General features: G+C 73.9%; 11 protein-coding genes and 1 pseudogene. 6 read left to right on the forward strand and 6 right to left on the reverse strand.

The features are described from left to right. Window positions 1–36 precede the first annotated feature (36 nt). Window positions 37–780 (forward strand): PIG-L deacetylase family protein, encoded by a 744-nt coding sequence (locus ACZ7DE_RS09795; RefSeq protein WP_470759223.1) that lies wholly within the window; start codon window positions 37–39, stop codon window positions 778–780. Between the two features lie 75 nt (window positions 781–855). Then, window positions 856–1,686 (forward strand): pentapeptide repeat-containing protein, encoded by an 831-nt coding sequence (locus ACZ7DE_RS09800; protein ID WP_470759224.1) that lies wholly within the window; start codon window positions 856–858, stop codon window positions 1,684–1,686. Here ACZ7DE_RS09800 and ACZ7DE_RS09805 read toward each other — a convergent pair. After that, a complete protein-coding gene (locus tag ACZ7DE_RS09805) occupies window positions 1,648–3,279 on the reverse strand; it encodes a cytochrome P450 (RefSeq protein WP_470759225.1) in 1,632 nt (543 codons plus the stop codon). The genes ACZ7DE_RS09800 and ACZ7DE_RS09805 overlap by 39 nt on opposite strands. Before the next feature lie 107 nt (window positions 3,280–3,386). Here ACZ7DE_RS09805 and ACZ7DE_RS09810 point away from each other — a divergent pair, with 107 nt between their 5' ends. Both ACZ7DE_RS09810 and ACZ7DE_RS09815 read left to right on the forward strand, forming a co-directional pair. Next, window positions 3,387–4,001: a TetR/AcrR family transcriptional regulator gene (locus tag ACZ7DE_RS09810; protein WP_470759226.1), complete on the forward strand. Its 615-nt coding sequence runs from the start codon at window positions 3,387–3,389 to the stop codon at window positions 3,999–4,001. Between the two features lie 246 nt (window positions 4,002–4,247). After that, on the forward strand, window positions 4,248–4,973 hold the full coding sequence (locus ACZ7DE_RS09815; protein ID WP_470759227.1) for a DUF2470 domain-containing protein: 726 nt from the start codon (window positions 4,248–4,250) through the stop codon (window positions 4,971–4,973). On the opposite strand, the gene ACZ7DE_RS09820 is transcribed toward ACZ7DE_RS09815, so the two are convergent. From ACZ7DE_RS09820 to ACZ7DE_RS09840, 5 genes are all read right to left on the reverse strand, one after another. Next, entirely contained in the window at window positions 4,941–6,218 is a 1,278-nt protein-coding gene (locus tag ACZ7DE_RS09820) for a lactonase family protein (protein ID WP_470759228.1), read from the reverse strand. The two genes, ACZ7DE_RS09815 and ACZ7DE_RS09820, sit on opposite strands and share 33 nt — an antisense overlap. A 346-nt stretch (window positions 6,219–6,564) precedes the next feature. Then, window positions 6,565–7,818, reverse strand: a complete 1,254-nt coding sequence (locus ACZ7DE_RS09825) for an FUSC family protein (RefSeq protein WP_470759229.1) — start codon at window positions 7,816–7,818, stop codon at window positions 6,565–6,567. A gap of 94 nt (window positions 7,819–7,912) precedes the next feature. Then, window positions 7,913–8,407 (reverse strand): FBP domain-containing protein, encoded by a 495-nt coding sequence (locus ACZ7DE_RS09830; RefSeq protein WP_470759230.1) that lies wholly within the window; start codon window positions 8,405–8,407, stop codon window positions 7,913–7,915. 358 nt (window positions 8,408–8,765) lie between these two features. Further along, window positions 8,766–9,407, reverse strand: a complete 642-nt coding sequence (locus tag ACZ7DE_RS09835) for a PAS domain-containing protein (protein WP_470759231.1) — start codon at window positions 9,405–9,407, stop codon at window positions 8,766–8,768. Continuing rightward, entirely contained in the window at window positions 9,400–9,999 is a 600-nt protein-coding gene (locus ACZ7DE_RS09840) for an HD domain-containing protein (RefSeq protein ID WP_470759232.1), read from the reverse strand. The genes ACZ7DE_RS09835 and ACZ7DE_RS09840 overlap by 8 nt, the downstream gene beginning before the upstream one ends. 162 nt (window positions 10,000–10,161) lie before the next feature. Between ACZ7DE_RS09840 and ACZ7DE_RS09845 the strand changes: the two are divergent. Together ACZ7DE_RS09845 and ACZ7DE_RS09850 are read left to right on the forward strand one after the other, a co-directional pair. Then, window positions 10,162–12,034 (forward strand): annotated as a pseudogene (locus ACZ7DE_RS09845) (cytochrome P450). A 66-nt stretch (window positions 12,035–12,100) separates the two neighbouring features. Then, entirely contained in the window at window positions 12,101–13,063 is a 963-nt protein-coding gene (locus tag ACZ7DE_RS09850; protein ID WP_470759233.1) for a phosphotransferase family protein, read from the forward strand. Window positions 13,064–13,091 lie beyond the last annotated feature (28 nt).

Below are 13,091 nucleotides of genomic sequence, written 5' to 3' on the forward strand. Positions count from 1 at the left end.
GCCGTGTCGGACCGTGACGCGGCCTATCCTGCGGGCATGACCGAGCCGACGATTCCTCAGCTCCAGCCCATGCCCGAGGACTGGCAGCGCGCCCTGGCCGTGGTGGCGCACCCGGACGACCTGGAGTACGGGTGCGCCGCGGCGATCGCCGGGTGGACCGACGCCGGCCGGGAGGTCGGCTATGTGCTCGCCACCCGCGGCGAGGCGGGCATCGACACGCTCGCACCGGCCGAGTGCGGTCCGCTGCGGGAGCGGGAGCAGCGGGCGAGTGCGGCCGTGGTGGGCGTCTCCACGGTCGAGTTCCTCGACCACCGGGACGGTGTCGTCGAGTACGGGACGGCCCTGCGCCGTGACATCGCCGCCGCGATCCGCCGGCACCGGCCCGAGCTGGTGATCACGCTCAACCACCGCGACACCTGGGGCCGGGTCGCCTGGAACACCCCCGACCACGTCGCCGTCGGCCGTGCCGTCCTCGACGCGGCGGGGGACGCGGGCAACCGCTGGATCTTCCCGGAACTCGTCGAGCAGGGACTGGAACCCTGGAACGGCGTGCGCTGGGTCGCCGTGGCCGGATCCTCGACGCCCACCCACGCCGTGGACGCGTCGGCGGGCCTGGAGCGCGCGGTCCACTCGCTGCTCGAACACCGCGCCTACATCGAGGCGTTGACCGACGAGGAGCCGGAAGCCTACGCGAGGGGGTTCCTGACGGGGGTGGCGCAGTCCGTGGCCGAGCGGTTCGGCGGCCGGCCGGCCGTCGCCTTCGAGCTGTTCGGCCGGTAGCCCCGAGCGGGTGGCCGGGGCCGGGGGCCGAAACGCATGCGCGGGGCTCGGCCGCAGGTCAGTAGGGTGGACGGTATGCGAGACAAGACGGTGGACCGGGCCGGACTGCGCGGCGACTGCGCGAACTGCTTCGGACTGTGCTGTGTGGCCCTGCCCTTCGCCCGCTCCGCGGACTTCGCGATCGACAAGCCCGCCGGGAAGGCCTGCCCCAACCTCGGGGAGGACCACCGCTGCGGCATCCACGCGTCGCTGCGGGAGAAGGGCTTCACCGGCTGCACGGTCTACGACTGCTTCGGCGCCGGGCAGAAGGTCTCGCAGCTCACCTTCGGCGGCCGGGACCGGCGGACCGCCTCGCCGGAGGACGCCCGTCGCATGGCCGAGGTGTTCCCGGTGGTCCGGCAGCTCCACGAACTCCTCTGGTACCTCGCCGAGGCGCTCGCGCTCCCCGCCGCCCGCCCGGTCCACGGCGATCTGCGCCGGGCCCTGGACCGGACCGACGAACTCACCCGGCTGTCCCCGGACGAGCTGACCGCGCTGGACGTCCCGGCGCACCGTCAGGACGTCAACGCGCTGCTGCTGCGGACCAGCGAACTGGCCCGGGCCGGGCTGTCCGGGCGCGGGAAGGAACGACGGGGCGCCGATCTGGTGGGCGCCCGCCTCAAGGGCGCCGACCTGCGTGGCGCGAACCTCCGCGGCGCCTGTCTGATCGCCGCCGACCTCACCGGCGCGGACCTGCGCCGGGCGGACCTGATAGGCGCCGACCTGCGCGACACGGACCTGACGGACGCCGATCTGACCGGCGCGTTCTTCCTGACCCAGCCGCAGCTGACCGCGGCCCGGGGGAGCGCCGGCACCCGGCTGCCGGAGTCAGTCGCCCGTCCCGCGCACTGGACAGCGCGGCGCTGACACCGGCGCCTCGCTCTCCTCGCAGGCCGGGCCGCCGGACGGTGCCGGCGTGCGCCTCTCCAGGTGCATCCGCAGTCCCTCCGGCATCAGCGTCAGCCGTTCCGTGATCCGCAGCCGGTAGGCGGGGTCCGGCCGCAGCTCGTACCGGCGCAGCAGCAGCCCCAGCACCAGCACCGCCTCGTGCAGCGCGAACTGCCGCCCGATGCAGGCCCGGGCCCCGGTGCCGAACGGCTTGTAGGTGTGCGGGGCACGTGCGCGCACGGCCTGGGCGTCGAAGCGGTCGGGGTCGAAGCCTTCGGCGTCCGGCCCCCACACCGACGGGTCGCGGTGCAGCATGGCGGTGAGGACCAGCGCCCACCCGCCGCGCCGCATCGGGTGCTCGCCTCCGAGCACGGTGTCCGCCCGTGCCTCCCTGGCGAACGCGGGCGCCGTCGGCCACAGCCGCAGCGCCTCGTCGAGCACCCGGCGCACATAACGCAGCTTCGCCACCTGCTCGTAGCCCGGCACGGCCGTGTCCCCCCACACCCGGTCGACCTCCGCGCGGGCGCGGGCCGCGATGTGCGGGTTGAGGGAGAGGTAGTGCAGCGCGAAGGAGAGCGCGCCCGAGGTCGTCTCGTGGCCGGCGACCAGGAAGGTGATGACCTGGCGGCGCACGTTCTGCGCCGACAGGCGTTCGCCCGTCTCGGGGTGGGCGGTGTCCAGCATGCGGTCGAGCAGGTCGCCGTCCCCGCCGCCGTGCGCCCGGCGTGCCCGCACCAGGTCGTCGACCGTGCGGTCGAGGTAGGCGATGTCCGCCTCGTTGCGGCGGGTGGCCCGGCGCAGCAGCGCGGGGGAGGGCACGGTGTTGAGGCGCTGCGCGTAGGTGAGGGTGCCCACCATCGCCGTCACGAAGGGGTGCAGTCTGGTGCGCTCGAAGGACCCGAAGTCGTGCCCGAATCCGGTGCGCGCGATGGTCTCCAGGGTCAGTTTGGTCATGTCTCCCGGCACGTCCACGGGCCGGCCCTCGGCGAGCCGCGCGTCCCAGTGGCCGGTGAGCCGTTCCGCCACGTCCAGCATCATCGGGTGGTAGGCCGCCATGGCCTCCCGGCTGAAGCCCGGGGCCAGGACGTCGTGCGCCAACTGCCAGTTCGGCTCGTGGTTGTACGCCGTGAACAGGGCGTCCCCGACCACGGGCCGCAGGTTGGCGATGCCCAGCCCCACGTGCTTGGCGAACCGGGTCTCGTCCGCCATGTCGGCGGCCAGGTCGGCGCCCCACACGAAGACGAACTCCCGTCCGAACGCCTTGCGCCGGAAGATCGGCCCCAGCTGCCAGGCGTAGTGCAGGGTGTCCTGCAGGGGCGTGCGCCTGCTCGCGCCCAGGACGTCGCCGAGCAGCGGGAGCCGGCGCGGCGGATGCGGAATGCGCTCCAGCTCGGGCCAGCCCAGCTCCGCGCCGCGAAACCCCTTCGGCAGGTCGCCCTCGACCGACTTCCCGGCCGTCCCGGTCGCCCCAGCCGTCCCGGCAGCCGCGGTCGTCCCGGCCGTTCCGGTCGTTGTCCGGTCCGTCGCCCCCGTCGTGGCCGCCGTCCCCGTCGTCCCCGTCGTCTCCGCCATGACGCGATCTCCCTTGATGCAGCGGCAGGTTGAGCGTGTTGTACGTGGGTTCAATAACGCGCTCAGTCTGATCCCGTCGCCGAACCGGCGTCAAGTAAGGTGCGGGCATGGCCGCGAACCAGGGCGAGCGCACCCGGCGCCGACTCAGCACCGAGGAGCGCAGGGAGCAGCTCCTGTCGGTCGGCGCGCGCCTTTTCTCGGAGAGCCCCTACGACGAGGTGTGGATCGAGCAGGTCGCGGAGATCGCGGGCGTCTCGCGGGGGCTGCTGTACCACTACTTCCCCGCCAAGCGGGAGTTCTTCGCGGCGGTCGTCGAGCGCGAGAGCGAGCGGATGCTGCGCATGACGGCGGCCGTGCCCGGCGTCCCGGTCCGCGAGCAGCTGGCGTCGGGACTGGACGCCTATCTGGAGTACGTGGAGACGCACGCCCACGGGTACCGCGCCTTCCATCGCGCCGACGCGGCCGGCGACCAGGCCGTGCGCAAGGTGTACCGGCGGGCGCTCGCCGCACAGGAGCGGCAGATCCTGGCGGCGCTCGGCGCCGACCCGGAGTTCGGCCCCGTCTTCGAGGAGCGGCCCGACGTGCACCTCGCGGTGCGCGGCTGGCTGGCGTTCATCACGGCGGTCTGTCTGGAGTGGCTGCGCGGGCCGGAGCTGTCGCGGGAGCAGGTGCGGGAGTTGTGCGCGCGTGCGCTGCTGGGGGTCATCGCGCCCCAGGCGTGAAATTTCCTTCGTTGCGGGATCACGGTCCTCCTTCTGTGCGAGCGCCCGAGGGGGGAGGAGTCTCCTGCTGCCTGCTGCCTGCTGCCTGCTGCCTGCTGCCCGCCGCCCGCCGCCCGCCGCCCGCTGTCGGCGGTGAGCCGTGGGCCGATGCCGATGTCGATGCCGGGGCCCCGGAGGCCGCCCTCGTGGTTGGCGTGACCACGGATCTCCGATAGGTTAGGCAAGGCTTACCTAAGGAGGTTCAGGATGGGCGACAGCCAGAGCTGGGCAGCCGTGCCCGCAGCCGCCGAGCGGGCCCGTTCGGTACTCGCGGCCTCGTGGTCCTGCGCGGTGACCGCGGACGGCGGACGCGAGGAGTTCGTCGGCGCGCACACCGTCGACGAGGACGGGCGGGTGATCCTGCACGTGCCGCAGGACAGCGCCCTGCTGACGGCGGCGATCTGCGCGCCTCGCGGAGAGCCGTCCGCCGTGCTGGAGTTCGCCGACGTCGCCCCCGTCCCCGTGCGCAGCCGTATCCGCTCCCGGCTCTGGCTCGCCGGCTGGTTCACCCCCGAGGACGATCACCTCGCCTTCCAGGCCACCCGTGTCGTGCTCAAACCGCCCACCGGCGCGGTCGTCGTCGCCCTCGACGAGTTCGCCCAGGCCGAGCCCGACCCCCTCGCCACCGCCGAGGCCCACCTGCTCACGCATCTCGCCGACGCGCACCCCGACGCGGTGGAGCGCCTCACCCGGCTGGTCCGGCACGACAGCCTGCACGGTGCGGTCCGGGTCCAGCCGCTCGCCGTGGACCGGCACGGGCTGACGCTGCGCGTCGAACGCGCCCGCGCCCACGGCGATGTGCGGCTGCCCTTCCACGCGCCCGCCGACGACGTCGCCCAGCTCACGGAGCGCATGCACGTCCTGCTGACGCAGGCCGCCGCCGTCTCCTGCCCCCGCGCGCTACAGCGGCAGCGCGCAGACGGCGACGGGTGACGCGAACGGCTCGCCCGCGAGCCGCAGTTCGCCGTTCGCGGCGTCCACGTGGAACACGCTGACCGTGCCGGAGCGCTGGTTGGCGGCGAAGAGCAGGCCGCCGTCGGGCGAGAGGGCGATCTGCCGGGGGAAGTCCCCTTCCACCGGCGTCGTGCCGAGCAGCCGAAGCCGGGCCCCGTCCGCCTCCACCGCGTAACGCGCGAGGCTGTTGTCGCCGCGGTTGGCGAGGTACGCGTACGCGCCGTCCGGGGTGACCGCAGCCTGCGCCGGATAGTTGGTGTCGGCCTTCGAGCCCGTGGACTGCGGCCTCCCGACGGTCAGCCGGCCGCTCGACGGGTCGTAGGCGCACACCGCGACCGTGTCGTCCGCCTCGTCGGCCAGGTAGGCGTACCGGCCGCCGGGATGGAACGTCAGGTGGCGCGGGCCGGCGCCCGTCCGGGTGTGCGCCTGCGCGACCTCCGTGAGCGTCCCGGCCCTGTCGTCCAGGCGGTAGCTGTAGACCGTGTCCGTGCCGAAGTCGACGGCGAGCACATGGCCGCCGTCCGGGGCCGTGATGAACTGGTGCGCGTGCGGCCCCTGTTGCCCCGGCCGGGGAGCCGGACGGGTGTGCGTGACCTTGTCGGTGCGCTCGCCGAGCGCTCCCGAGGCGTCGATCGGGTGCACGGCCACACTGCCCGAGCCGAAGTCGGCGCTCAGCAGCCACCGCCCGCCCGGATGGACCGACAGATGGCAGGTGTGCGCTCCGCCCGTGGCGCGGCTGCCCAGCACCTTCTCGTCGGAGAGCCGCACGGCGGTCACCGCGCCCCGCTCGCGTTCGTTCACCGCGTACAGCGTGTGGCCGTCCGGGTGCACCGCGAGGTACGACGGGTCCGGCACACCGGTGATGGCGCCCCGGCCGGTGATCCGCCCCGAGGCGGGGTCGTACGAGGCGACGCCGACGCCCTTCCCGCCGCCCTCCGCGGAGGTGTAGGAGCCCAGGTAGAGCGGGCGGGGGCCGGGGGCGCCCGACGAGGCGCCCCGCGAGGCGGACGACGACGGCTGCCGGGGAGCGCCCCGCTGCGCCTCACCCGTCTCGGAAGGGCCGCCGGCCTCCGACGGGTCGCCGTCGGCGTCACAGCCGGCCAGCGCCGACGCCGCGGCCGCGCCGCCGAGCGCGCCGACGAAACGGCGCCTGCTCCAGGCTCCCCCGCTCCCGGCTTCCGCCGAAGGGGAACCCCGTCGCGACGCTTCCGTCCCACTGCCCATGCCCGCACCTCAGGTCGTCGTACGCCTCCGCCGTGACAGCCACCTTGACCCGGACCCGCCGTGGAACGCAAAAGCGGACGCCCGGCGCGGGAGCGCGGACGGAGGGGCCGCGGCGCCACCGGTCGCCGTCCTCCGCGGGCCCGCCCGGCGCGTCCTCGAGGTGGTGCACCCGGCCGGGGCGGGCGGCTGTCACGGGTCGAGGCCGGCGCCGAGCCGGTCGCCCACCGGCTGTACGGCGGTCAGGGCGTCGCCCGGGGCCTCATCCCGCGTGTCCTGGCGACATCTCGCGGGTCCTGGTCGGTCCCACGGTCGCCGGCGCCCGCGACGGCCCCGTCCCGGCGCTCCCTCACAGAGGGCGCCCGTCGATCCCCGTACGGTTGCGCCACAGCTGCTCCTGAACGCCCAGGCGCTCGCGCAGCCGGGTGAGCCGCGGCAGGCGTTCACGCTGTTCCCGTGACACCTGGTCCAGCTCCTCCATCAGACGGCGGGAGCGGTGCTCGGTGTCGAGCTCGTCGAGGATGCGGTTCACCTCGGTCAGCACCGCGCCGTGCAACTGCCACTGGCGGGCGTCGTGCTGGAGCTGCTCCAGCAGTAGCTGGGCGAGCTTGTCGCGGGTGGCGGCGGCCTGTCGCAGCTCGGCGGTGAGCCGCGCCTCGGCGGCGTCCGCGTTGAGGCTCACGCTCGTGGTCACCAGCACCGCGAAGCTGACCACCGCGTCGGCGATCTCCGACAGCAGCCGCTCCACGGCCTCACCGGTCTCGGGCGGGAACAGCGGCTGCGGATCGCGCTCCTTGGCGAGGTCGGTGAGGGTGCGGGCGAGCACCCGCAGCACGACCGTGCAGATCTCCAGGGTGTCCAGACCGGTGCGCAGCACCACCCGGTGCAGCAGCCCCTCCCGCACGCGTGGATTGAGCCGCAGGCTGTCCTCGGCCTGCCGCAGGGCGGCGTCCACCTGGACGACGTCGTGGTCGAGACGGCGCGCCTCGTGCAGCCGGGCGGCCGCCTGCTCCACCGGGGTGCGGCCGGCCGCCTCCTCGCCGATGCGCAGCATCAGCTGGCGCAGCCGACGGGCCAGCCCCTCGATCGACTCGCCGGCCTCCTCCACCCACACCGGGGGAGGCAGCAGCAGATTGCAGCTCAGGCCGACGACCGCGCCGATCAGCGTCTCCACCACCCGCGCCCAGGCGGTGTCCCCGACGGTGGTGACGCCCAGCACCAGCATGGCGCTGATCGCCACCTCCGGGACGTACTCGTCGACCCGCACCAGATGCCCCACCCCGAGCGAGGCCACGATCAGCAGCGCGAGGCTCCACCAGGTCAGACCGACCAGGAGGCTGAAGGCGATGGCGACGAGCACACCGGCCACCACCGCGTTCACCCGGCGTACGCCGTTGGTGAGCGTCGCGTACAGGGTGACCTGGACGACGAGCAACGCCGTCAGCGGCGCGGTGAGCGGCAGCGCCTCGGGGCTCAGGCGCAGCGCGATCACATACGCGATCGTGGCCGCGGTGGCGGCCCGCAGTGCCTGGACGACGACGGGCTCCCGGTGGCGCTGCACCAGCCGGACAAGCGGCGCCGCACGCTGACGTACATCTCGCATCCCCAGACCAGTTCCCCTTCCCCACCATGCTCGAACGTTTCTTCAGCCCCGGGATCGGCCGGATGGCCGACGGCCGCGTCGGTCGCGAACCGGCTCAGTCGTACAGCCGGTCGAGGAAGGCGGCCAGGTTGCCCGTGGTGCGGGCGATCTGCTCCTCCAGGGTGAGACTCTCCTCGAAGCGGGCCCCCGCCTCCAGCGCCTTCCTGCCGCGCAGATAGAGGGAACAGGCCAGGTCCGTGCACATGTACAGGCCCACCGAATTTCCCTCGCGGCCCGCCGCGCCCGCCTTGCGGGCCGTCATCAGGGAGACCCCGCCGCCGGGGTGGGTGGTCAGGCACAGGGAGCACATGCTGCGGTGCGCGAAACCGCGCTGCGAGGACGGGAAGCGCAGGGCGACGCCCACGAGTCGGCCGTGCCGTTCGGTGACGAGACAGCTGCGGTCGGGTGCGCCGGGATCGCGCCAGCCGAGGAAGTCGAGGTCGTCCCAGGGCAGCCGGTCGAGATCGCGCGGGACGGCCATCCGGGCGGCCTCGCCCTTGGAGCAGTTGATGAACGAGGTGCGGATGGCGCGTTCGTCGAGTGGCCTCATGGGATTCTCCGGGTGAATGGGTGAATGGGTGAATGGGTGAATGGGTGACTGGGGGATCGGTTGACCGGTCGACAGGTGAAACCTAGATGTCCTAGGTTTTGGCCTAGGGTAGGAAGGCGGCGTGGGGGGACGCCAGTGGTTTTCGAAGAGCGCGGCGGGACCGGCCGTCGGCGCGGAGCCGTGCCTCACGCCCCGCGAGATCCGAGCACGGTGCGGCGCACCCTTGCCCGCTTCGGGGACGCCCCGAGGAGCGGGCACGGCCGAGTGCCGCAGACCGCGGACGCCCGTCCCCGTCCCGTCCCCGTCCCGTCCCCTCCCCGGGCGGACGCCGCGCGGTGAACGCCGTGGTCGACGCGGGCTACTCGTCGCCGGCCGGCGACGGCGGCCACGTACCGGGCGCCAGCACCCCCAGCGCATAGGCCCGCGCGACCAGTTCCGTGCGGTTCGCCGCGCCCCAGCGCGTGGACAGGCGCCGCAGGTGATAGGTCACCCCGTCCGGGGTGAGGCCCGTCTCGCGGGCGGCCCGCGCCGTCGTGGCGCCCCCGGCGAGCAGGGCGAGGATGCGTGCCTCCGCCGCCGTGACCCGGGCCGGGGAGGCCGCCGTGCACGGAGCGGGTTCGCCGAGGACGCGCAGCATCACCAGGAGCGCCGGGGTCTCCTCCACGGTGTCGCCGACCGGGTCCGCCGTGAGCTCCCCGTGCCGTTCCGGGCCTCCGGGGACCCGCCAGCACACCGACACCTGGTAGCGCGAGCGGTGCCGCAGCCGCAGCGCCTCGGCGATCCGCTCCACCTGGGTCGACTCCTGGGGCCGGAACAGCTCCAGCACGTTCCGCCCGCGCAGTCGCCCCGGACTCGTCCCGCACTCCGCGGCCATCGCCGGATTGGCCAGCAGGACCGCGCCGTGCACGTCGCACACCGCGACCGGCACCCACACCCGGTCGAAGAGCGTCAGCGCGCGGTTGCGCCACACCACCGCGTCCCGCTCCGCCCCGTCACCCATGGACGGGATGGGCCGCCTGCCAGGCCAGCCGAAGGTCGGCGCCCTCGCCCAGGTCGGTGAGGAACTCGTCCAGGTCGAGGAACTCCTGCCACACCGGCCGTCCGCCCGCCCGTGACAGCTCCGCCACGATCAGGTCCTCCAGCCCGGGAACCCGCTTGTTCTTCCACACCTTGTCCGCCAGGCTCACCAGCAGGTCCTCCAGCCCGGCCTGCGCGGACCCCCAGGAGGCGTGGGTCGCGGCGAACCGGGCCAGCCCGGGCCTCACACCATGGGCCAGCAGCAGCTCCCGCCCGGCCTCCTCGTGCCGGGAGCCGGGGCCGGACAGCTCCCCGGGATGCAGGGTCTTGCCGATGTCGTGCGTGGCCGCGCCGAACAGCACCGCCTCCCGGTCCACGGGCGGCGCCGGATCACGCCGTCCCACCCAGTCGAGGAGCCGGACCGCGACGTCGTGGACCGCCCGGAGATGAGCCACCAGCCGGGGCGGGGCGCCGACCTCGTCCAGGAGCGCCGCCACCTCCCCTGGCAGCGGACGCAGCTCGGGGTCGGAGGTCTCGTCCAGGGCGATGGACAGCACGGTCGGGACGGTGGTCATCCGCCAAGCCTAATAACCCCCGGCGCACGCCCCTGCAAGCGCTCGCGCGTCCTTCCGACTGGACGAACGTGCAGTCCGGCGGCACGGCCCGCCCCCGCGAGTGGATCACGCTGGAGACCGGTCCGCCCCTACGCCCTTACAGCGAAAGGCAGTTGTCGCGCCATGCCCCCCGCCGCGCCGCGCACCCCCGAGACCCCCACCCCCGAGACCCCCGCCCCCGAGACCCCCGCCCCCGAGACCCCCGCCCTCGAGACCCCCGCCCTCGAGACCCCCGCCGGTGTCCCCGTCGTCGACATCAGCGCCACCGGCCCCGGCAGCACGCCCATCCAGCAGGCCATGGAGCTGATACGGGAGCACGGGCCGCTGCTCGTACGCCGGTTGCCCGGCCGGGACACCCTGTTCGTCGCCGACCTGGACCTGGTCGCCGACCTCGCCGACGAGCGGCGGTTCGCCAAGCACGTCGGACCCGCCCTGGAGAACGTCCGAGAGTTCGCCGCCGACGGCCTGTTCACCGCCTACAACGACGAGCCCAACTGGGCGAAGGCGCACGACATCGTCATGCCGGCGTTCGCGCTCGGCTCGATGCGCACCTACCACCCCGTGATGCTCATCGACGCCTGGGACCGCGCCGCCCGCACCGGGCAGCCGGTGAACGTCCCCGACGACATGACCCGCATGACCCTCGACACCATCGGACTCGCCGGATTCGGCTACGACTTCGGTTCGTTCGAGCGGGACGAGCCGCACCCCTTCGTCGAGTCGATGGTCCGCTGCCTGGAATGGAGCATGACCCGGCTCGCCCGCGTCCCGGGCGAGGACCGCACGGCCGCCGACCGCCTTCAAGGCGGACGCGGACTACCTCGCCCAGGTCGTCGACGACGTCATCGCCGCCCGCACCGGGGGCGACGGCGACGGCGCGGGTGACGACCTCCTCGGGCTGATGCTCACCGCCGAACACCCCGTCGACGGCACCACGCTCGACACCACCAACATCCGCAACCTGGTCATCACCTTCCTGATCGCCGGCCACGAGACCACGTCCGGCGCGATGTCGTTCGCGCTGTACTACCTGGCCAAGCACCCCACCGCGCTCAGGCTCGTCCAGCGCGAGGTGGGGCGCCCTGTGGGGCGACACGGCCGACCCCGAGCCGGCGTACGACGAGGTCGGCCGGCTGACCTACACCCGCCAGGTGCTCAACGAGGCGCTGCGGCTGTGGCCCACGGCGGCCGCCTTCAGCCGGAAGGCGCTCCAGGACACGCTGCTCGGCGGGCGGGTGCCGCTGAAGGCGGGCGATTGCGTGGTCGTCCTCGCGCCGATGCCGCACCGCCGGCCCGTCTGGGGCGACAACCCCGAGCTGTTCGACCCCTCCCGCTTCACACCCGAGGCGGAGCGGACCCGGCCGGTGCACGCCTTCAAACCGTTCGGCACCGGCGAACGAGCCTGTATCGGACGGCAGTTCGCGCTGCACGAGGCGACCATGCTGCTGGCCCTGCTGATCCACCGCTACCGGCCGCAGGACCACGCCGACTACCGGCTCACGGTGAAGGAGACGCTCACTACCATTCCACGCCCGTGGTCATGGTGGCCGCCGGCACCGGCCTCGCCCCGTTCCGCGGCGCCGTCGCCGACCGCACCGCCGCCCTCGCCGCCGGAGGTCAACTCCCTCCCGCTGTGTGCTACTTCGGATGCGACGCCCCGGACGCGGACTTCCTGCACGCCGACGAGCTGCGCGCCGCCGAGGCCGCCGGCGCGCTCTCTCTCCGCCCGGCCTTCAGTGCGGCCCCCGAGGACGGGATGACGTTCGTGCAGCACCGCCTGGCCGCCGAGGCCGACGAGGTGTGGCAACTGCTCGCCGACGGCGCCCGGGTGTACGTCTGCGGCGACGGTTCGCGGATGGCGCCGGGCGTGCGGGACGCGTTCCGTACCCTGTACCGGGACCGCGCTCCCGGCGCCGACGGGGAAGCCGCCGGGGCGTGGCTCGACGAGCTGATCGCGGGCGGACGTTACGTCGAGGACGTGTACGCGGCCGGCTGACCGGGACGGCCGATCCGGACAGCCCGACCGGGAGAAGCCGGCCGGGGAGAAGGGGAGGGGTGCACGGTGACGGACTCCTGGGAACGGGCCCGCGGCATTCTGGAGGCGGCGGGCGTCTCCTCCGGCCGCCTCGCCCGGATCCGCCCGCTCGGCGGCGGCACGTACAACACCGTCGAGGAACTCGGCCTCGCGGACGGCAGTCGCTATGTGCTGAAGGCCGAGCCCACGGCGGTGGGCCTGCGCCACGAGAGCCGACTGCTGGTCGGTGAGGCGGAGTTCTGCCGGCGCGCGGCCGAGGCCGGCGTGCGGGCGCCGCGTGTCGTGGTCCTCGACGGGTCCTGCCTGCTGATGACGCTGTGCCCCGGCGAGCCCTGGGACGATTCCCTGCCGGAAGCCGAACAGACGGTGCTGCGCACGGAGTTGGGTCGTCAGGTCGCCCGACTGCACGAGGTGACCGGGACCGGCTTCGGTTATCCGACCGGCGCGCTCGGCCCGCTTGCCGCCGACTGGCGCACCGCCTTCGAGACGATGTTCGGCGCGGTCCTCGACGACGCCCGCCACTACGGCGCCCGACTGCCCCGCCCCGTCGACGAGGTGGCCGCCGTGGCCCGGTCCGCCTACGGCGCTCTCGACGAGGTCACCGTCCCGCGCCTGGTCCACTTCGACCTGTGGCCGGGCAACATCCTCGTCGACCGCGCCGGCGGACGGGCCCGCCTCGGGGGCATCATCGACGGCGAGCGGATGTTCTGGGGCGACCCCCTCGCGGACTTCGTCTCCCTGGCGCTCCTGGGGGACATCAGGGAGGACGAGGCGTTCCTCGAGGGCTACCGGGAGGCCGGAGGCCGGGCCGCGTTCGGCGGATCCGCCCCGGTGCGGTACGCGCTCTACCGCGCCTACCTGTACCTGATCATGCTCACCGAGACGGTCCCGCGGGCGGTCGGCGCCCAGCACGTCCGCTGGGTGCAGGAGAGGGTCGGACCGGAGCTGCTCGCGGCGCTGGACGAGATCGCCGAGGCGGACGTCTCTTAGCTCACATCGTGAACTAAGGGTTGGGGGA

The organism is Streptomyces sp. NPDC037083, from assembly GCF_055606485.1.

What these genes read in the sequence shown, in the direction of transcription:
- ACZ7DE_RS09795 (WP_470759223.1), top strand. Translation starts at nt 37, where the DNA reads ATGACCGAGCCGACGATTCCTCAGCTCCAGCCCATGCCCGAGGACTGG.
- ACZ7DE_RS09800 (WP_470759224.1), top strand. Translation starts at nt 856, where the DNA reads ATGCGAGACAAGACGGTGGACCGGGCCGGACTGCGCGGCGACTGCGCG.
- ACZ7DE_RS09805 (WP_470759225.1), bottom strand. Translation starts at nt 3,279, where the DNA reads ATGGCGGAGACGACGGGGACGACGGGGACGGCGGCCACGACGGGGGCG.
- ACZ7DE_RS09810 (WP_470759226.1), top strand. Translation starts at nt 3,387, where the DNA reads ATGGCCGCGAACCAGGGCGAGCGCACCCGGCGCCGACTCAGCACCGAG.
- ACZ7DE_RS09815 (WP_470759227.1), top strand. Translation starts at nt 4,248, where the DNA reads ATGGGCGACAGCCAGAGCTGGGCAGCCGTGCCCGCAGCCGCCGAGCGG.
- ACZ7DE_RS09820 (WP_470759228.1), bottom strand. Translation starts at nt 6,218, where the DNA reads ATGGGCAGTGGGACGGAAGCGTCGCGACGGGGTTCCCCTTCGGCGGAA.
- ACZ7DE_RS09825 (WP_470759229.1), bottom strand. Translation starts at nt 7,818, where the DNA reads ATGCGAGATGTACGTCAGCGTGCGGCGCCGCTTGTCCGGCTGGTGCAG.
- ACZ7DE_RS09830 (WP_470759230.1), bottom strand. Translation starts at nt 8,407, where the DNA reads ATGAGGCCACTCGACGAACGCGCCATCCGCACCTCGTTCATCAACTGC.
- ACZ7DE_RS09835 (WP_470759231.1), bottom strand. Translation starts at nt 9,407, where the DNA reads ATGGGTGACGGGGCGGAGCGGGACGCGGTGGTGTGGCGCAACCGCGCG.
- ACZ7DE_RS09840 (WP_470759232.1), bottom strand. Translation starts at nt 9,999, where the DNA reads ATGACCACCGTCCCGACCGTGCTGTCCATCGCCCTGGACGAGACCTCC.